Raw genomic sequence first — 19,671 nt, 5'->3', positions numbered from 1 at the left:
AATTGCATCAAGTAAAATCACTTGAGGCTTTTCATAAGCGATAATATGTGGATCATCTTGTGGGTGTATCACTTCAAAGACAAGGCTAAGATTGCGTGTTTGAAGCTCTTTGTGGAGTGTGGCGATACGCATTGCAGAATCTTGCTTTGTTTTAAGAGATTCTGCAATGATATGACGCGCGATGAGCGCATAATGGCTCGTGGGGTCGGTTTTTGATGTGATAAAAAACTCCTGCAGCTCGCATCTCTTGGCACTTTTGCTCTCCCCGCCCTCACAAGCACTCATAATCCCCAAAAAACCATTTTCTTTAACAAATACATTTACAGGATATACCAATTTCTCTTTTAAAGATTCTTCACTTGTCTCTTCACGCTCCTTGTAGTTAAAAAACTTATCATAGCTCCTTGCGCAAATGCAGAAATGATGTGTATCGATAAATAAGCCCCGCGCCTTGCAAGTAAGGGCATTCCATCTTTTATCAAAAAATGCTTCTTTGGTAAAATTAAAGCTTGAAATTTGCCCAAACTTCCGCTCTTTAATGAGTGAAGTTGAGCGGAGCTTTTGCAAAAACGCAAAGGTCGTGCGTGAATCCTTACGCGCATTGAGGGCGGGGAGATTGTGTTTGTTTTGCATATATATTTGTGTGAAATTATCCTGTATAACCCCCATAAGTGGGCTTTGCTCGAGGAACTTAGGGGTTTTTGCAATGTGGGTATGAGCCTTTGGCACACAGAAGTTCAAAGGGCTTTTTGCTAGAATCGCCACACGCAACGCCCCACCAAACTCTACGCCTCCCTCAAGTGCAAAATTTCTTTCATATACGCACATAGGGAGTTTTTCTCTATTTCTATGCCCAAAAACTTGATAGGTGTGAGAATCTGTGCTTAAGTTAAAGCTTTTTGCGCACTCTTGCATATCTTCATATCCGCCACTCCCATAAATAAGCTGCTTTGTAGCCACAAGCAAGAGGTTATTTGGCAGCGTAGGAAGCCCTCCGTGCGTGCATAAGATGATTTTTTCATCATAAGTATAATACGCGCACTGACGCAGCTTAGCATATAGCCTGTGAGTGTCCTTGCTTGTTATACCGCCATTTTCTAAATCTTTGAGCGTAAAGGTGCTAAAATCATTGATATCTAGCTCTTCTTTTCCCCATTTATAGAGCCAACGCTCGTGATTGCCTTCAAGCAAACAGACATTTGGCAAATCCATAATGCCTAATAAAAATTGCACGACTTTTGCGTTTTGAGTGCCTCTATCAATATAATCTCCTAAGAAAATATAATAGGCTTTTGGATTGAGAAACAAAGCGCATATTGAAGATTCAAAATGTGATTGCTCTAAAAGTTGCAAAGCTTCTTGTAAGGAATATGTTAAGGAGTTTGTCAAAATAAGATAATGCAAAAGTGTCTCAAAACAGCCGTGAATATCGCCTATATGGTGGATTTGTGTATAGGCATTAAGATTAAGTGGAGCAAAATGCAGCATAGAATGTTCTTGCAAAGAGCTTATCTCATCGGCTTTAATGAGTGTATAGCGCGAGGGCAAAGGCTGAAACAAAGAATCTTGCAGAGTTTTATACATAGATTCTAAAATATGCTTAGGCACAGATTTATAGCCTCTATTGGCATTGCGCTGCAAGGCTAATTCTAGGGGAATATGGCTAAAATCTATCACAATGAGGCGATAACGATAAGTGTTTGCAAGTGCTTCATAAGCGCGCAAGGCTTTTATACTTGTATGTGTGGCATCAATAATCGTAAAATCTCCTTGTTTCAAGCGCATTTCAAGGAGGGCAAAAAGGAATTTCCATACTTGCTTGTCATTTTGTTGATTGATTCCGCTAGTAATATATGAATCTAATGTGTGAGAATCTGCAGATTCTATGCAAGGAGCTTTAGAGGTAATTTGAGGCAAAAGAATAGGAGAGCTTGCCATAAGGCGCAAAGAATCTGCGCTTAGCGTGTATTCGCTTAATCCCATATTTTTAATCCAAGTGCTTTTGCCACTCGCAGGGATTCCGCGCATAAGAGCTAAAATACGCATTTTTTACTGCTCATAATGTTAGTCTTCTAAAGCCTGTCTTTGGATACCTAGTTTTTCTTGTAACACTTTAATTTCTTTACTCATTGCCGCAGTTGCACTAATTTGATTAATGAGTATGTAAATATTAATAAGGCTTAAAAGCAAGGTGATAAAAACGCAAAATAGCGCGATTTTCACGCCTCTTTTGGCAATTTTTTGCGTCTCTTCTTCTTTTATAACTGAATCTTTCATACAATCCTCCTTGTGTATTTATGAATAAGAATAGCCACAAACATAGCAAATGTGAGTAGCACGACTATACACGCTCCAATGCTGATATTACACCAATAGGCAACAAAAAATCCTCCCCACATAAAAATGAGTGAGATGAGCCAAGAGATGCACATCATAGAACGTAATGAATGCGAGAAAAGATTGGCTATGTATGCAGGGATTGAAAGGATAGCTAGAACTAAAATAAGCCCCGCAACACTCATTGAGATTACCACTCCAACAGCAATAAGCACAAAAATAAGAGCTGTCCAAAGATTGATATTCATACCCTTAAGCGCACAAAACTCACTATCATAAAATAAACTTAGAATCTCATAGTAATAAGCAAACACAAATCCTATGATAATCACATCAAAAATTGCCATAATAATTATTTCATCAAAGCTCACGGCAAGAATCGAGCCAAAAAGATAGCTTGAAATATCATTATTGTAGCCCGGGCTTAAATCAATAAGAATAACACCAATTGCCATACCAAGAGCCCAACTCGCCCCTACATACGCATCTAGCCTTTGTCTTTGATATAAAAACGCATAGGCAAGAAAGAGTGCCATAATCACACTAAAAAGCATAGCTCCAAACATAGTGCTAAATCCGCAAAAAAGTGCCAAGCCTACCCCACCAAATGCGCTATGAGCCACACCTCCAGCAACAAAAACACTTTTATTTGTTACAATTATCGAACCAATAATACCACTGCAAATACTTACTAAAAATGATACTATGAGTGCTATCCACACGAATTGATATGAGAATAAATCACCCATTATTTCCCCTCCCCCTGCATAGCTTTGGCAAAGAAATTAAGAATATCTACCTCACAAATATGCTCTTTTAAATTAAGCTCGAGTTTTGGAATTTGATGGATAAAAGCATATTTGTTGATATATAGCACCTCTTTTGCATAGCCAAGTGTAACAGAAAGATCGTGGCTTACAACAAGAATAGCAAGGTTTTCATTAAGCTTTGAGAGGAGTTGATAAATCTCATCTTGTGCTTTGACATCAACATTTGCGGTTGGTTCATCAAGGATAAGGAGCTTAGGTTTATTTATAAGGGCTCGAGCGATAAAAACTTTTTGTCGCTCTCCACCAGATAGGGCATAGAGAGGCTTTTTGGCAAGATGAGCAATATGAAGCTTCTCCATTAAATGCTCTATTTCTTTATTTTTTGGGGGTTTAAAGCCATAGATTCTAGGCTGAAGCAACCCCATTATAATCACATCATATACGCAAATGGGAAAATCTATATTTGTGCTTGTAATCTGTGGCACATAGCCAATATGCTTTACGCTTATATTTTGCGCAAAATGAATATGCCCACTTTGAGGTTTTAAAAGCCCCAATATAAGCTTTATAAAAGTTGTTTTGCCCCCGCCATTAGGACCAATGATTGCCCAAAAATCATTTTCTTTCACACAAAAAGAGATATTTTCTAGCACATTGGGTTTTTCATAGGCAAAAGATAAGTCTTTAATTTCTATAAGTTTAGACATCACTTGTCCTTAAAATATTCTTGCACACATTTTGTGCTTTCAGGTTGTGAGAGTGAAAATGCAATTTGACAGGCTATATCTTGCAAGGATAAAAGCCAATCTTGGCGCAAAACATCAAGTTCAATAATCTTTAGTCCTAATTCTCTAGCAAGCATTTCCACACGTGATTTTGCAAATTCTGGTTGAATAAAAATGGCTTGTATTTTTTGATTTTTTATTTCTGCCATTAATGTGCTTAATTCTCTGCCTTTAAGCTCCTTGCCATTATGTTCAAGGCTCAATTCTTTGAGATGAAATTCCGCGCCCCAATAGGTAAGTGCAGGGTGGTAAGTAACAAAGTTTTTTTGGGATTTTTCTAAGGCAAAAATACGCGCGGTATGTTTTTGAATCGCCTCAATCTTAGCCTTTAAAAGTGCGGCATTTTGAGCAAAAAAAGATGATTGTTCTTTGTGAATCTCGCTTAATTTTTGTGTAATAAATGCAATTTGAGCAAGAGAGGCTTTTGGAGAGAGCCAAATATGCGGATTATGGTCGTGTTCTTGTTGTTTGGGTTGTGGTTGTATGTTTGAATTTGATTGTAAGAAAATCTCATCTGTGAGATTATAATATACAAGTGAGGGATTAATATGCTTAATGCGTTTAAGCCACGCAGATTCAAAGGGCATACCCACACCAAAAAAAACACGAGAATCCTCAATATGTCTCATTTGTGCAATATTTGGCTCATAAATTTCGGGTGATTTACCTCTAGGCACAAGCACTTCTACTTCTACATATTTGCCACCAATGTATTCAATCATCTCCTTTTGAGGCAATACACTCACAAGTATTTTAGTTGGGAGCAATGCAGAGGTAGAGGATAGATTCTTAGCATACATACCTATTATGCACAAGCATACACATAAAAAAGCTTTCATTTTGCTTCTTTTATGCGTGCTGCAAGATAGGAGAGATTGCTCATTGCTTGAATCTTATCAATAAGCAAGGGGGATTTGGCAGATGTACTATTGCGCTCACTTCCCACATAAAGCGTAGTAATTACAACCCCGCCGAGCATATGCTCATACTTCTCACCTGTGGTTACACTCCACGCACTATGAGCTATGATAGCTTTTCCTTTGTATGTGCCAATATAGAGTGTAATATGACCCTCTAACCACAAAATCGTTTGATAAGGCGTTGCGTTTTCGATAATAAATGCTTCTTTTTCTTTATTATCAAATTGTTTTAAATCAATTTGATTCTTACCATAAAATGCTTGTGCTTTGGAATTACGTGGTAAATGCAAGGCGTATTGAGCAAAAATATCGCGGATAAAAGCCGAGCAATCGCGATTTTCTAAATACCCACCCCAACCATATCTCTGCCCAAGCATTGCATTAATAGTCTTTGCGATAGATTCTGCTTTGAGTGCAAGAGGAAAAGTAGCAAAAGCATTTTTAGGTGCATACATCATCTCTTTTTTTGCGCTACCATCAGGCATTCTCACATAATTAATGAGTGCAAATTCATTCCCCCTTGTCTCCTTGAGGGCAAAAATCTGCCCTATGCGCCCTCGCATAACAAAATGTTTATGAGAATCTACAATATCAATATCATCTCTAATAGGCGTTACATAGTTTTTATAAGATTCTATCTCTTTTACTTGTTCGGCAGTGAGCGTGGCGATATGTTGAGCTTCTACCCAGCCATACACAAAGCCAGATTGGATATGCACCCACGCCTTATCTTTGCTTGTATGTGTAATAAGCACAGGAGTAAGAGCAAAAATAAGCGAATTTTGCCATCTATCAAAAGGATAACCATCGGCGGTATTAAATCTTGGCTTATTTGTTGGCACAGCGCGCACAGCGGTAGTGGTGGTAACAATCGCCTTTTGCGCAAGGCTTGGGTAAGATTTTATCTGCATAGAATCTAAAATCTTTTTGGTATATTTTTTTGAATTTTTTTGTCGATGTTCGCCATAGCCGGGTGAATTAAGGAGTGAGGGTTTTACCCAAAAAATAGTCTTTTTGTTGCGATTTGGCTTTTCATTCCAAGGTGAAAAATATTTTGTCAAATAGTCTTTTTTAAGTTTTTCTATGTTTTTTGTGCTTTCTTTACTTGCTTTTTTGTCTTCTTTGGTGAGATAAATAAGTGCATCTTGGGGCAGGATTCGCAAATCCTTTACATTTTCACTTTCAATCATTTGTAGAGAATTTGGCGCAGTGGCACAGGCAGCAAAGAGTAACGCACACACAAAAAGATAGCTTTGGTAAAAATATCTCATTTTTTCTCTTAAAATTTATGATTTTGATAGCTTTGCACAAGCGCGATAATACGCGCCTCATCATAGCCGATAATAAGCTCATTTTCATAGGTAATAATGGGACGTTTAAGCAGCAAGGGATATTGTGTCAATAAGGCTATTTGCTTAGACAAAGTTTCTAAGGTAGAATCTACAATAACGCCCTCTTTTTTGAGATTTTTATAAGTTGTGCCTTTGGTATTAAGCACGATTTTAATGCCTTTTTTTTCTATCCACGAGGTAATAAGTGCGTTATTAAGGCTATGGGTTTTAAGATCAACAAAATTAAAAGGAATGCTATGTTTTTCTAAAAGCGCGATTGCTTTTCTCACGCTACCGCAAGTTTTAATGCCATAAAGCGTTATCATTTTTTATCCTTTGTGGGTATCTTGAGAATCTTGTGTGGATTTTATCATAGGATAATGTATAGAGAGTAGGTTGGAGACGCAAAGCTCAAGCATTTGATAGATTTTCTCAAAGCTCTGTGCATCTTTGTAAGTATAAGGGTCAGGTATATCTGCGCCATTAAGCCCAAAATCACCAAGTTTTTTTACCTTTGTTTTTTCAAAGCCAAGTGCAAGTAAATCTGCATAATTTTGCCTATCAAGCGCAATGATGAGATCAAAGCTATCATCAGCATATACACTCACACGCCTCCCTCTTAGATTATCAATGCTAAATCCGTGCGCTTTAGCTACATTGCGCGAACCCGCACAGGGTGGCTCATCAATATGCCACCCACTCGTCCCTGCAGAATCAAGCTTAAGTTTGAGATTATGTTTTTTTATTAAATGCTTTGCTATTCCCTCTGCTAAGGGTGAGCGGCAAATATTGCCTAAGCACACAAAGAGTATGCTTTGAGGTTTTTTCTCTTTCATAGCACTGCCTTTGCGCTGATAAAAAGTTTTGTAGGTTTTGTCGCGTGGAGGATAAACTGCAAGGGCGATTGATCGGGGTGAGCGTGTTTGGAATCATAGAGAGGTTGAGTAAAACTAAAAAGGGCAAAATCTACATTTTTGCCCTCGCATAATGAGCCATTATTAAGCCCTAAAGCTTTTGCTCCATACAATGTGGCGCTTAATAAAAGGCTTTTTGCAAGCTCCATAATCTCTTCTTTTTCATAGCCATAGAGTGCAGTGCGCAATTCATCAAGGAGATTCACATTATGATTTGAGCTTTTACCATCTGTGCCAATAGCCAAAGGAATATGAGAATCCACTAAAAGTTTTCGTGAGAAAAAAGCATTATTTAAAAGGCGATTGCTACGAGGACAAGTGATAATAGAAGCTTGAAGTGATTTTATCTTCTCTACTTCTTCTTGAGTAATTTGCAAACAATGCGTAAGCGAGAGGGCATTATTTTGCAAAGGAGTAAGCATATCTAGGAAGCTTTGAGGGGTATAAAAACTTTTAGGGTTTTCAACTTTCATAAATTTATGAAAAAAATCTTTGAAATATCCACTATTTTGTGTGAGCCACTCTCTTTCATAAGTAGATTCTAAAAAATGTGTAGAAAGGGGCAAATGCTCTTGTGCGGCAAGTGCTACAAGTTTTTGTGCCATTATGGGGTGGAGGGAATATGGCGAATGTAAAGCAAGAGCTGGAGTAAAAGTGCAAGAAGCAAGCGATTTTGCTTCTTCTAAACGTTCTAGTATATTATTGTAGAGAAAATCAATTGCGCTTGGATTGCTTCCTATGGCTTCATTAAAATATACTACACGTAGGGGGCTTTTTGCAAGCGCGTGCATATCACTGCCATAGCTGCTCACTGCACCTACGCTCCCCACTCCAGATTCAAGCTGCTCTTGAATACCTTCTTGAAATAAGGTTTGGAGATTTTGCATAAGTGTAAATACTTCATCTCTGTTGCGCATCAGACTATCAAGCCACGCACCAAAATCTCCATAACAAAATTGCGCTAAATGTGCGCCAAATTCAAAATGGATATGGGCATTAATGAGTGCTGGTAAAAGCACAAAATGGGGATAAAAGTGCATTTTTGCATTAGGATAGAGGGAACAAAGCTCCTTATAATCGCCAACCTTTATAATCTCATCTTTGCCTTCTTCAAAGGCAATGCCACCATTATGAAGGATAGAAAAGTCCTCATTGCATATAAATACTAATTCTGCACCAAAGATTTGCATTATGCCATTGCCTTTGTAATATTGACATCAAGTTTATTATATGGAATCTCAATGCCGTGCTCATCAAGGCTTTTTTTGATACCCTCTAATACCTTGCTTTGTGAATCAATAATGCCATATTCAAGTTTTATCCAAAAGCGGAGTGTGAAGTTTAAAGAACTCGCCCCAAGTTCGGTTAAACCAATAAAATAGGAGTGATTCATATCGACTTCAGGCGTAGATTTAAGCACATCGGTGATGATTTGCTTCACAGATTCTATATCGCTTTGGTATCCCACACCAATGATGAGTTCAATGCGCCGCTGCTCGTTATAGGTGGTGTTAATAATATTTGCTGTTGCCATAGTGCTATTAGGGATAATGGCAAATTTTCCGTCATTAAGGCGTAGATTTGTTGTAAAAAGATTAATGCTTTCCACACTTCCTACGAGGCTACCTACTTCGATTAAATCTCCTTTTTTAAAAGGGCGTAAAACAATGAGTATGATACCACTTGCCACAGAAGAGAGTGAATCTTTCAAACCTAGTGCGATAGCTACACCTGCGGTGCCAAGCACAGCAATAATAGAGTTTGTCTGCACACCCATTGTGCCAAGTGCTGCAATAATCATTACCACAAGAGAGAGGACAAAAATCACTTGCGAGATAAATTTTGCAAGAATTTCATCTCTTTTTGCGATTGTTTCACGCACTCTATTTTTTATGAATCTTGAGACATAATAGCCCACGATGAAAATTATCACAGCCTTTAAAAGCCCAATACTTAATTCTTTGATTTGTGGGAGATAGTCCATAAACAATTCTTGCATTTATTTTTCCTTATTGATGTGGAGTGTAAAGTATTTCATTGCTTAAAAAGGCTTCGATTCTACCATAAAGATGATGTTGATGATAGGGTGAGAATGTATCATTGCGAATATATTGCGTTTGCGTATCTGCAATGCAAATTTCTGCAATTTTGCCCTCTTGTAATGCGCCTTTATTGAGATTTAAAATCTGTGCGGGAGTATAGCTTGTAAGGCGCGAAATAAGTGGAAGCGGGATTTGATACTGCTTGTGTAAAAAAGTATAGAGCAGTGAAAAATAGTTTTCAAGCTCATCTATACCAAAGCTTGCTAATTCAAACACCTGATCTTTTTTAGATTTAAAATCTGCACATTGTAAGCTTGTGAGCAAATCAACTTTACTTTTTTGCACAAGATTTAGAAGTTGCTCTTGTGAATGTTTATCTACAAGAGGAGGATTGATTTTAGCGGCAGTATTGTAGTTTTCACATAGGCTTTCATCAAGGATAAGATGATGAATTGAAGTTTGGGTAAAAAAACTTGCTTTTATGGGAGATAAATGTTCTTTAAAGATGCGTAATATCTCAAAACTGCGTGGATACACGAGTGTATCAAAAATAACCTTTATGGGCAAAGAGCAGAGCATTTCAGCGATTTTAGCCACTTCTTTTGTTTGGCTATATGAAGGGATTGCAGGTAGTCCCAAAGATGCACTTAAAAGTCCCTCATTCATTACGCCATCGCTTAAAGAATCATCTTGGCAGAGGCATATAAGTGGAATCTCAAGCATTTGTGCATATTGAGCAATGCGCATAAGGGTGTGAGCATTTGTATCACTTCGCGCAAAAATTGCCCACCCACCGCTATTGTGTAAAGTGCTAATATCACTTAGCTTTCCCTCTGCATTCAAGGGATTAATAGCAGGTAGAAGATGAATAGGGGATTGAGCGTTGAGGCTTTTTATAAGCTCAATACTACCATTTTCGCTGCAAGTGGGATTTGTGTAAGGATAGAGCAAAATACTTCCTACACCGCCTTTAAGGGCTTTTTCGCTTAGCGTGAGGAGGTTTTTTACCGACAGGGAAAGGCTTTTGGGAGCAACATTAAGATCAATCATTGCAGGAAAGAGGAGCTTGCCTCCCACATCAAATATTTCTTCATTAGGAAGTGGCGTGAGTGAGCCAATGGCTGTAATAATACCATTTTCTGTGCGTAAATCTCCTTCTTTTATACCTTGATAATCACAAAGTGTTGCATTTTTAAAAAGCATAGATTCTCCTTAGAACAACAAAAAATCTGTTTTGTGTGTGATAATAAGCACACCAATGAGCATAAGGAGCAAGCCAGAAATGACTTCTACAAGTCGCAAAAATGGTGTAAGCTTTTTTAAAAGCCCTAATGCTTTTTGCACAAAAATAGCTACGAGCAAAAAGCTTATACCAAGCCCTCCACAATAGCATAGCATAAGCCAAAACGCGTGTGTTGGTTGAGAGAGTGAAAGAGTAAGAATCGAGGCGAGAATGGGACCTATGCACGGACTCCAGCCAATACTAAAACCTATGCCAAGAATAAAGGGCGAGAGGAAGCCAAAACGCGTGTGATTGAGATTAAGCTGAAGATTTTTGTATAAAAAAGCAAGTTTGAGGGGAAATAAAAAGTGGATTCCAAAAAGGATGATGATGCCTCCAGCAATATAGCGCACTAAAGAATGTGCAAAAAATGCACCTAGTATTGATGAAGCAAATAGCGCGAATATAATAAAAACAAGTGAAAATCCAACAATAAATAACAAGGCAGTATAGATAATGCGCCATTTATAAAAGCCTTGTTTTTGCTCTAAATTTTGAATCTCAACACCAGAAATATATGAGATATACGGGGGGATAAGAGGTGCAATGCAAGGGCTTAGAAAAGTAAGAATCCCAGCGCAAAAACTTGCCCCAAAGGGCATAGATTCATAAAGTGCGATAAGAGTATGATCAAAAATCACTATTATCCTTTTGTATATGTGTTAAATTGCGTAAATAGGGCATTATATCTAAGGCGCGACAATATTTTTACAAATTCACTCAAAAAATATAATTTTATTATATAATCTTTGTTCTTTTGTTATACATTATAAGAGCAATACAAATAAAAGGATAAGATTGTGGGTGAGGTACATAAAGAGGGCAGCTCTACACAGGATTTTACTGCACAAGATGCTGTAAAATCACATACACAAGAGAAGCAAAATAAAGAAAAAACTTTTGATGAGTTTAAATTAAAAGATTTTGTGTTAAGGGGTATCAAAGAGGCGGGTTTTAGCACACCAAGTCCTGTGCAAGAGCAGAGTATTCCTATTATTTTGCAAGGCAAGGATCTCGTAGCTCAAGCACAAACAGGCACAGGCAAAACAGCGGCATTTGCTATTCCTATTTTAAACGCTTTGAGCCATAATAAAGAGATTGAAGCACTTATTATTACCCCTACGAGGGAACTTGCTATGCAAATTAGTGAGGAGATTCTTAAGCTTGGGCGATTTGGGCGCATAAAAACGATTTGTATGTATGGTGGGCAAAGCATTAAGCGGCAATGTGATTTATTAGAGAAGAATCCAAAAGTAATGATAGCTACACCCGGCAGATTACTTGATCATCTCCAAAATGGACGTATTGAGCGATTTATGCCCAAAATCGTGGTGCTTGATGAATCTGATGAAATGCTTGATATGGGTTTTTTAGATGATATTGAGGAAATTTTTAAATTTTTGCCAAGCACACATCAAACTTTGCTTTTTTCAGCTACGATGCCAGAGCCTATTAAGGATTTAGCAATGAGGATTCTTGATAATCCCTCTTTTGTCAAAATCACACCCGCAGATATTACAAATAAAGACATAGAGCAGCAGTATTATATTATCAACGAGGGTGAGCGCGATGAGGCGATTGTGCGTCTTATTGAGACACAAAATCCCACAAAAAGCATTATTTTTACACGTATGAAAAAAGAGGCAGATGCCCTTGCCAAAAGGCTTGCTAGTCGTGGATTTAAAGCCGCTGCATTACACGGAGATATGGAGCAGTGGGAGAGACGCGAAAGTATGAAAGCTTTTAAGGATAAAAAAATTGAGGTTCTTGTCGCTACTGATGTGGCTTCTCGTGGATTGGATATTAGTGATGTAAGCCACGTGTTTAATTATCATATTCCACTTAATCCTGAAAGCTATGTGCATCGTATCGGGCGCACAGGACGCGCAGGAAAAAAAGGAGTAGCGATTACTCTTGCTACGCCACTTGAATATAAAGATCTAAGCAAGATTAAGCAAATTACTAAAGCAGAGCTGACTTTATGTGAAATTGCACAAGAATATAGCGATGATACTTTCTCTCAAGAGCTTTCACAGACAAAAATTAGTGATAAATCCTTAGCCATTTATGAAAAGCTTAAAGACAAAATAGATACAACGCAGCTATGTTTGAAGCTTATTTCGCTTTATTTAGAAAAAAATAGCAATGTAAAAATTGGATTTAGTAAAGAGCAGGTTGCAGGGCTTGAATTACAGCAAAATGAGGAACTCTCACATAAAAAGTCAAAATATACTCATCACAGAAAAACGCAAAAAGACAATAAAAATAACAAAGGTAGGACTAATAAGAAGCAGCAATATAATGGTATAGATAGAAGCCAACCTTACACGGGTAGTATTTGGGGTTAAGAGTGAGATTGCCATCGAAATTATTAAAGAATCTTGTATGGGCAATAGGATTATTCATTTCTTGTGCGCAGGGGATTGATTTCTCTCCTGCACCGACTTCTTTAGATAATCGTAGCTTTGGGAGCTTTAGTATTGGTGGGGTACGCTCTAGCATTACACATACATCAGGGGAAATGCTAGAGTTTAAAGACTATAAAAGCACAAGAGGTGCGGTAATTTTTGGACTTAAACGAGGATTGATGTTTGGAGATTCCCAAAGACTTTTGCTCAATGCGTGGATTGATGGACGCGCAGGGCAGGAAAATAAAAATGGGCTTTTTGCATTTTCTTTAGGCGCACAGGGAGGAGTTCGGCTTTTTGGTGGGCGTGTAATTGGACTACTTGGTGGTGGTTTTGAAATGAGTAACCTTGCTACGCCTGAAGAAAAAGAGCAATATAATATCTATGGTGGTTTGGCTAAAGCAGAGATATTCATTGATATAGCACGAGGATATGGGTTAAGCGTGGGCTACACACGAGGATTTAATTACAAAAGCAAAAAGCTCCTTGGTGAGCGCTTTGATACTTCAAGCCTTATGCTCACTTTGAGCTATTATGATTTTAGCATATAACGCATTTTTTTTAGATTTGTATTCCTTTGTATAATATAAATTTTATATTGTGCTTAAAAAAAGAGGCGTTAATAAAAATAATGGTTTCTTTAGATTTGCTCCTGTTGAATCTAGCCCTACTCATTAGAAAAAAAGTATTAATCAATATAAAATGAGATGAGCTTATGAAAAAATTGAGGTGGGAGAAGTTTATAAATGATGATAACAAGGTTTTTTTAAAGGCTATAAAAAAAATGAAAATCCTTATTTATTTAAATGAAAAGCAAAGCTAGAATCTAAAGGCTTAGATTTTGCTCCTACTCCCAAGTTTCTAGGGCTTTTTTAACAACTTCAATTACTACATCCATTCCTCCAGCGAGTGAGAAAAGCCAGTATTTATGTGCATAAATAAGTTCAGTTTGCTTAATGAGTTTAGCTTCTTCATTGTTTGTGGGCATAACAAGCAAACGCGCAATATCCATTTCTTGGTGAAAAATATATGATTGTATGGCGTCCATAAAACATTCCCTGAATCTTGTTTGTTCAAATAAATCTTTTACCTCTTGGATTCTTTGTATGCAATCTTGCAATTCTTGTGCTTGAAGCTCCTCTAACCGCCCCTCTTTATTAAGGAGTTCTAGTCTTTCTGTAAGTGCGGCGACTTCTAAAAAGACTTCCTCAACAAGTGCTTTATCTTTTAAACCTAAATCAATCCATTCTTGCGCTTTTTGTCGCACTTTGGCAAGCCTTGCTTGAGATTCTTGTGCTGTGGGATAGGAGAGTTTTATAGGGATTTTTTTGTGTGTCTTATCAATAAGCTTAATAGCTTCTTTAAATGGAATCTCCTTTGTGCCAGTAATCCTCGCGCCCCCCTCTGTGGAATTAATCACTTCAATTGGATAAGGAGTGTTGGCAATATCACGTTCATAAAAGCCCAAAAAAAGCTTCCAAATCTTTGTAGATTCTACCATTCCACCCCCACCATATTTTTCTACCATTACCTTTTGCCCTTTTTCTTCCATTGTTTGAGGGCTAATTTCATTTGCACCATATACTGCATTTTTAGCGTGAGAAGTGCCATCTTCGCCAAAAGCCAAATCCTGCCCGATGATAATACATCGTTTGAATCTTGAATGCACCACAAGTTCATATGCCATATTTGCTGCACTCATACCAATGCCTAGATAGCCATATTCTGGGATACGGAAGTAATTTGTATAGCCAAAAGGACGCAGGGAATACTGCACTATATCGCCCTTGAGCGCATCTTTGAGACGTTTATGTACGATAGAGGTAATTGCAAAAATCACATCTTTATGCGCTTCTTTAGGTGTATCTTCATAAAATTTTGCAGTCAAATCCACGCGCTCAAGTGAAAACACAATATCAGGTTTAATGCCTTCTCTAGCAAGAATTGGAAAAGAAGCATCAATACAAAAAATACTTGCGTAGTCTTGAATCTGCTTCAAATAAGGGAGCTGTTTGCTAAGGCTTGGACCTGTGGCAACAATAATCGCCGTATCCCTACCTTTAAGATGAGAGAGAAGTTCAAGCAAAGTTGGTGATTTAACTACATCGGGGAGATTCTGTATATGATGAGAAATGCCAATGATAGAATCTTTGCTATCATTGCCCACACTAATTACGCTATGCTCAATTGCGCGGACAAAAAGCTGATTAATATGAATATAAAGTGCAGAATAGGTATCATAATAGGCATTACAGAGATGTAAATCATAGACTTTTGAATAAATTCTTGCATCACGATTTGTGGAAAAAAGTGCATCAATATGTGTAAAATCGCAATTTGTTGCTTCAAAAAATACAATACGTTTATTAAGAATTTCTTTGCTAAAATCCATAAAATGTAATGCAATAAAGAGTATTTCAAGCTCTGGTTCAAAAACCACAATGCGTTTTAAAAGTTCATTTTGCAATAAAATCTTATAAAATACACCATTACCCATACCAAAAAAATACAAGTAAGGATAGTGGGAGTAGCTACTAAATGCGCGAATTTTCTCATTTGTTTCTTCAAGTGGATTTTGTGTAAAAAGTGGTGTGTGGGTGCGTTTATCAATAATATTAATATTGATTGGATCCTCTCCCACAAACACTTCATAGTTTTGATTTGGCTTAAACTCATTGAGCTTAAGCGCGAGAGCAGGGGAGCGCACTGCTAACGCGGAGAGATTGAGGCTAAAAAAATCTTGCATAGGTTGGTTTATGCTATGCTACGCGCTTCTTGCTTATTGAAGCAATCGAAGCACATTTTGTTGCACTGCATTAGCTTGTGCCATAGCGAAGTTACCGCTTTGTGCCAAGATGTTGTGCTTAGAGAATGTTGCTGATTCTTGCGCGAAATCCACATCGCGGATTAGAGATTCTGCAGCTTTAACATTTACTTGTGTAACAGAGACATTGTTGATTGTGGTTACGAGCTGAATCTGTGCTGAACCAATATCTGCGCGGAGTTTATCAAGCTGAATCCGAGCTGATTCTGCCATATCCATAACAACCATTGCACCCTTAAGGCTTGTAACCCCAGCACCTATACCATCAAAATGTAAGTTTGCTTGAGCAACATTTGCATTTGCCCCACACGCTGAAGCGATATTAGCGTCCATTTCGCCACGTATATAGCGGAGATTTGCAGTGTATTCTGCAATACCTTGTGCAGAGTGGAATCCAATGTGGCTGTAATTAAGCCCGCTCACAATAATATCTCTTGCATCTGTGCGTATTAAAGTCAAACGCCCAATAATAGCGTGTTCTGTCCCTGAAATCCCTGCGAAATTTCCTCCACCGAAGACTTTTCCACTATCACCTTCTGTGCGAATACAAATCGCGCGTCCATCAAGACTGCGCACATTCATACGCCCTGTGATATCTGTATAGGCTTCGCAACCTGTGCGTTCTTTAATGCTATTAATTGCATTGAGTAATCGCCCATCGGAGTCATTTTTGCGCACATCAGTAACATTTCCAATGGTTACACCATTTATCACTAAGCCACGTACCGTTCCAGAGAGTACAGGTACATCACCTGTTGCCATTACATTCCACGCTGCACGCACACCAAGTGTATCGGCATATTTATTAATTACTTCTGTCAAAGCCCCAAGCCCAGTTCCTGCTGATGTAGAAATTTTGACGGTTTCGGTATCAAAATCGTGTTTTCCATCAACTTGACGAAATTTTAACATCACTTCTGTGAGGTTTGAAGCCGCTCCAGAAGCAAGCATACCAATCCCTGCAAATGAGCCACTCTCCATACGAACGTGCCCAATTTTATCCGAGCTTGTAGGACCAATAGAGGCTTTAACCGTGGTATTTGAATACGCACCGATTTGGAATTCTTTATTAGAAAACGCACCAGAGAGCATTTGCTGTCCATTATAGCTTGTGGTATTAGCGATATTATCAAGTTCCTCTAAAAGGCGGATAATATCATTTTGAAGCGCCTTTCTTGTTTCGTTACTTTGCCCATCTTGAGCGGCTTGAATAGCTTTTGTCTTGATAGTATCAAGAATTTTAAGCTGTTCATCCATCGCTTTATCGGCAATCTGAATCATACCAATGGCATCATTGGCATTTCTTACAGCTTGTCCTAAACTTTCGCTTTGACTTCTTAAGCTATCGGCAATCGCCATACCTGAAGCGTCATCGGCAGCTTTATTGAGTCGTAAGCCAGAGCTTAACTTTTCAAGTGAGTTATGTAAGCTTCTGTTATTTTGCACACCAATGGTGTGGGCAGTGAGGGCTGAGATGTTCGTGTTTATCCTAAAACTCATTTTGCATCCTTTGCTAAATTTTTTTTCGTTTATGCCGATTAAGCAAATTACATTCCATATTTTGATATATGAAATTTTGTTCATCAAAAGCTGCAATAATGTAAGAATATATTGAGATTCTGTGCTACAATCTAGCTCGAAAAAAGTAGAGTATTATTCGATTGAGGCTTCATTCAAGTAGCCAAATAGAATTACGAGAGGCTTATTATGAAAGATTTAATTATTGTAGAATCACCAGCCAAAGCAAAAACAATTAAAAATTTTTTAGGTGATACATATGAAGTTATAGCGTCCAAAGGGCATATCCGTGATTTGCCAAAATATAGTTTTGGGATAGAGATAAAGAATCAAAAATTCCAGCCCCAATACGACATAGACAAAGATCATAAGGAGATTGTAAGTAAGATTCAAAATGCAAGCAAGAAAGCAAAGACTACTTATATAGCCACTGATGAGGATAGAGAAGGGGAAGCCATAGGATTCCATATTACTCAAGCCCTTAACCGCCCTTATGATGAGTTTCCACGCATTGTATTCCACGAAATTACTAAAAATGCTATTATACATTCACTGCAAAATCCCAGATTAATTGATATGGCAAAGGTTAATGCCCAGCAAGCGCGTCGTTTGCTTGATAGAATTGTGGGTTTTAAGCTCTCTCAACTGATGTCTTCAAAGATTCAAAAAGGGCTATCGGCAGGACGAGTACAAAGTGCGGCATTAAAGATTATTGTCGATAGAGAGCGGGAGATTGCTGCTTTTAAGCCCATTACTTATTTTATGGTTAATGCAACTTTTGGCGTAAAAGCAAAAGCATATATAGAATCTGAATTGGTATATTATAATAAGAAGCTAGAGAAGCTTTCTTTGCAGGATTCTGCGCAAGTCAAAGAGATGTGTGAGTGTATTAAAAATACGCAATTTATAATTGAAGAGATTAGCAAAAAAGCAAAAAAAACGCCCACCCCCCCACCATTTATGACTTCTACTTTGCAACAGAGCGCCTCAAGTCTTTTAGGATTCTCCCCCTCACGCACGATGAGTATCGCGCAAAGACTTTATGAGGGAGTGAATACGAGCTTTGGGACAATGGGGATTATCACATATATGCGCACAGATAGTCTTAATATTGCTAAAGAAATTCAAGATGCGGCAAGAAAGCTTTTAGGTAAAATGTATGGTGAGCAGTATGTCCCCAAAAAGCCAAAAAATTATGCAACTAAATCAAAAAATGCGCAAGAAGCACACGAAGCCATACGTCCTACGAATTTAGATTTTACGCCAGATATGGCAAAATCTTATCTCAAACCCGAAGAATACAAGCTTTATACACTTATTTATAATCGATTTTTGGCTTCACAAAGCGAAGATGCACTTTTTGAGACACAGAGCATTCTTTTGAGTTCAAAGGATAAAAAAATTGTGTTTAAGGCAAATGGGCGCAAACTTGTATTTGATGGATTCTATAAGATTATGGGAAATGATGATAAAGACAAGCTTTTGCCAGAGTGCAAAGAGGGTGAGGAGGTGCATTTGCAGGAAGTATGTGCCCTGCAAAAATCTACCGAAGCTCCATCGCGTTATAGTGAGGCGAGTATTATTAAAAGTATGGAATCTCTAGGTATAGGGCGTCCAAGCACTTATGCACCTACGATTGCTTTGCTTGTGGCAAGAGAATATGTACAGGTAGAGAAAAAACAGCTTATACCAAGCGAGAGTGCATTTAAGGTTGTTGAAATGCTTGAATCGTATTTTAATGAAATTGTAGATGCTCATTTTAGTGCAGGATTGGAAGATAAACTTGATGATATAGCGCAGGAAAAAATCGATTGGGAAGCGATGCTATGGGCGTTTTATGAGCCTTTTATGGAAAAAATAGAATCTGGCAAAAAAAATATCGCTTCGCAAAAGCTTACTCTTCCCACAGGTGAGCTATGCCCACAATGTGGCAAGGAGCTTGTGCAAAGACAAAGCCGATATGGCATATTTGTCGCGTGTAGTGGTTATCCTAAATGCAAATATATTAAACCAAATGAGCAAAGTGCAAAAGAATCAAGTGAAGAAGCAGGGGTGTGCGAGAAATGCGGGCAAGCAATGGTAAAAAAAATGGGCAGAAATGGCGAATTTCTTGCGTGTAGTGGTTATCCTAAATGCAAAAATACAAAATCATTGCAAAACAAAGTTTCTGCTCAAGTTGTTGAGGGCGTGGTATGCCCTGAATGTGGAGGGGAGATTGTGCAGAGATTTAGTCGTAGGGGTGCATTTTTTGGATGTAAAAATTATCCTAAATGCACTTTTATTTCAAAGTTTCAGCCTACTACGCATAAATGCCCCGAATGTGGAGGAATGTGTGCTACGCGAGAATATCGCAAAAAACAAGTCTATGAATGTATAAAATGCAAACATAGAAGTGAAGTGAGCGCTTAGTTCATCGCTTAAATAGAAATAGTGTATGGGGCTTGTGAGTAAAGTAGAATCTAAGGTTTCTTAGATTCTAATACCTCCTCCCACAATGGCATAATTGCCTCTTTGCTAAAGCTCTCTTTCACTCTTTGCTT

Annotated in this window: 17 protein-coding genes; 3 read left to right on the top strand and 14 right to left on the bottom strand. The window is 38.0% G+C overall.

What is annotated here, in order from left to right; translation table 11 throughout:
- The 12 genes from J1E28_RS05340 to J1E28_RS05285 all read right to left on the bottom strand — a co-directional run.
- On the bottom strand, window positions 1–2,046 hold a 2,046-nt coding region (locus tag J1E28_RS05340), incomplete at its 3' end, for an RNA ligase (protein ID WP_291027506.1).
- Window positions 2,047–2,064: 18 nt separating this feature from the next.
- A complete protein-coding gene (locus J1E28_RS05335; protein WP_291027504.1) occupies window positions 2,065–2,277 on the bottom strand; it encodes a DUF5408 family protein in 213 nt (70 codons plus the stop codon).
- Window positions 2,274–3,086 (bottom strand): metal ABC transporter permease, encoded by an 813-nt coding sequence (locus J1E28_RS05330; protein WP_291027502.1) that lies wholly within the window; start codon window positions 3,084–3,086, stop codon window positions 2,274–2,276. The genes J1E28_RS05335 and J1E28_RS05330 overlap by 4 nt, the downstream gene beginning before the upstream one ends.
- Window positions 3,086–3,814 (bottom strand): metal ABC transporter ATP-binding protein, encoded by a 729-nt coding sequence (locus J1E28_RS05325; RefSeq protein ID WP_291027500.1) that lies wholly within the window; start codon window positions 3,812–3,814, stop codon window positions 3,086–3,088. Before J1E28_RS05325 ends, J1E28_RS05330 begins: the two co-directional genes overlap by 1 nt.
- Window positions 3,814–4,731 carry a zinc ABC transporter substrate-binding protein gene (locus J1E28_RS05320; protein ID WP_291027498.1) on the bottom strand — a complete coding sequence of 306 codons (918 nt, stop codon included), beginning with the start codon at window positions 4,729–4,731 and terminating at the stop codon, window positions 3,814–3,816. The genes J1E28_RS05325 and J1E28_RS05320 overlap by 1 nt, the downstream gene beginning before the upstream one ends.
- Entirely contained in the window at window positions 4,728–6,083 is a 1,356-nt protein-coding gene (locus tag J1E28_RS05315) for an SH3 domain-containing protein (RefSeq protein ID WP_291027496.1), read from the bottom strand. Before J1E28_RS05315 ends, J1E28_RS05320 begins: the two co-directional genes overlap by 4 nt.
- 8 nt (window positions 6,084–6,091) lie before the next feature.
- Entirely contained in the window at window positions 6,092–6,469 is a 378-nt protein-coding gene (locus J1E28_RS05310) for a Spx/MgsR family RNA polymerase-binding regulatory protein (protein WP_291027494.1), read from the bottom strand.
- A gap of 3 nt (window positions 6,470–6,472) precedes the next feature.
- On the bottom strand, window positions 6,473–6,979 hold the full coding sequence (locus J1E28_RS05305) for a low molecular weight protein-tyrosine-phosphatase (RefSeq protein WP_291027492.1): 507 nt from the start codon (window positions 6,977–6,979) through the stop codon (window positions 6,473–6,475).
- Window positions 6,976–8,247: a metal-dependent hydrolase gene (locus tag J1E28_RS05300; protein WP_291027490.1), complete on the bottom strand. Its 1,272-nt coding sequence runs from the start codon at window positions 8,245–8,247 to the stop codon at window positions 6,976–6,978. Before J1E28_RS05300 ends, J1E28_RS05305 begins: the two co-directional genes overlap by 4 nt.
- On the bottom strand, window positions 8,247–9,056 hold the full coding sequence (locus tag J1E28_RS05295; protein WP_291027488.1) for a mechanosensitive ion channel domain-containing protein: 810 nt from the start codon (window positions 9,054–9,056) through the stop codon (window positions 8,247–8,249). The genes J1E28_RS05300 and J1E28_RS05295 overlap by 1 nt, the downstream gene beginning before the upstream one ends.
- 10 nt (window positions 9,057–9,066) lie before the next feature.
- The gene (locus J1E28_RS05290) at window positions 9,067–10,302 is read right to left on the bottom strand and encodes a metal-dependent hydrolase (RefSeq protein WP_291027486.1); all 1,236 of its coding nucleotides are present in this window, start codon (window positions 10,300–10,302) and stop codon (window positions 9,067–9,069) included.
- 9 nt (window positions 10,303–10,311) lie between these two features.
- Window positions 10,312–11,022, bottom strand: coding sequence for a cytochrome c biogenesis protein CcdA (locus tag J1E28_RS05285; protein WP_291027484.1), 711 nt, complete (start codon window positions 11,020–11,022; stop codon window positions 10,312–10,314).
- Window positions 11,023–11,307: 285 nt separating this feature from the next.
- On the opposite strand from J1E28_RS05285, the gene J1E28_RS05280 reads away from it, so the two are divergent.
- A complete protein-coding gene (locus tag J1E28_RS05280; RefSeq protein ID WP_291027508.1) occupies window positions 11,308–12,729 on the top strand; it encodes a DEAD/DEAH box helicase in 1,422 nt (473 codons plus the stop codon).
- 2 nt (window positions 12,730–12,731) lie between these two features.
- Window positions 12,732–13,340 carry a hypothetical protein gene (locus tag J1E28_RS05275; RefSeq protein ID WP_291027482.1) on the top strand — a complete coding sequence of 203 codons (609 nt, stop codon included), beginning with the start codon at window positions 12,732–12,734 and terminating at the stop codon, window positions 13,338–13,340.
- Window positions 13,341–13,636: 296 nt separating this feature from the next.
- On the opposite strand, the gene J1E28_RS05270 is transcribed toward J1E28_RS05275, so the two are convergent.
- Together J1E28_RS05270 and J1E28_RS05265 are read right to left on the bottom strand one after the other, a co-directional pair.
- Window positions 13,637–15,535 carry a motility associated factor glycosyltransferase family protein gene (locus tag J1E28_RS05270; protein WP_291027480.1) on the bottom strand — a complete coding sequence of 633 codons (1,899 nt, stop codon included), beginning with the start codon at window positions 15,533–15,535 and terminating at the stop codon, window positions 13,637–13,639.
- Between the two features lie 33 nt (window positions 15,536–15,568).
- Window positions 15,569–17,113, bottom strand: coding sequence for a flagellin B (locus J1E28_RS05265; RefSeq protein ID WP_291027478.1), 1,545 nt, complete (start codon window positions 17,111–17,113; stop codon window positions 15,569–15,571).
- A 207-nt stretch (window positions 17,114–17,320) separates the two neighbouring features.
- On the opposite strand from J1E28_RS05265, the gene topA reads away from it, so the two are divergent.
- Window positions 17,321–19,540 carry a type I DNA topoisomerase gene (gene topA, locus J1E28_RS05260; RefSeq protein WP_291027476.1) on the top strand — a complete coding sequence of 740 codons (2,220 nt, stop codon included), beginning with the start codon at window positions 17,321–17,323 and terminating at the stop codon, window positions 19,538–19,540.
- Window positions 19,541–19,671 lie beyond the last annotated feature (131 nt).

Source organism: Helicobacter sp. (genome assembly GCF_022511165.1).
In the GTDB taxonomy this organism is placed as follows: Bacteria; Campylobacterota; Campylobacteria; order Campylobacterales; family Helicobacteraceae; genus Helicobacter_C.
Note: the sequence above shows the minus strand (reverse complement) of the source record. Positions and strands in the feature narration are given on the sequence as shown.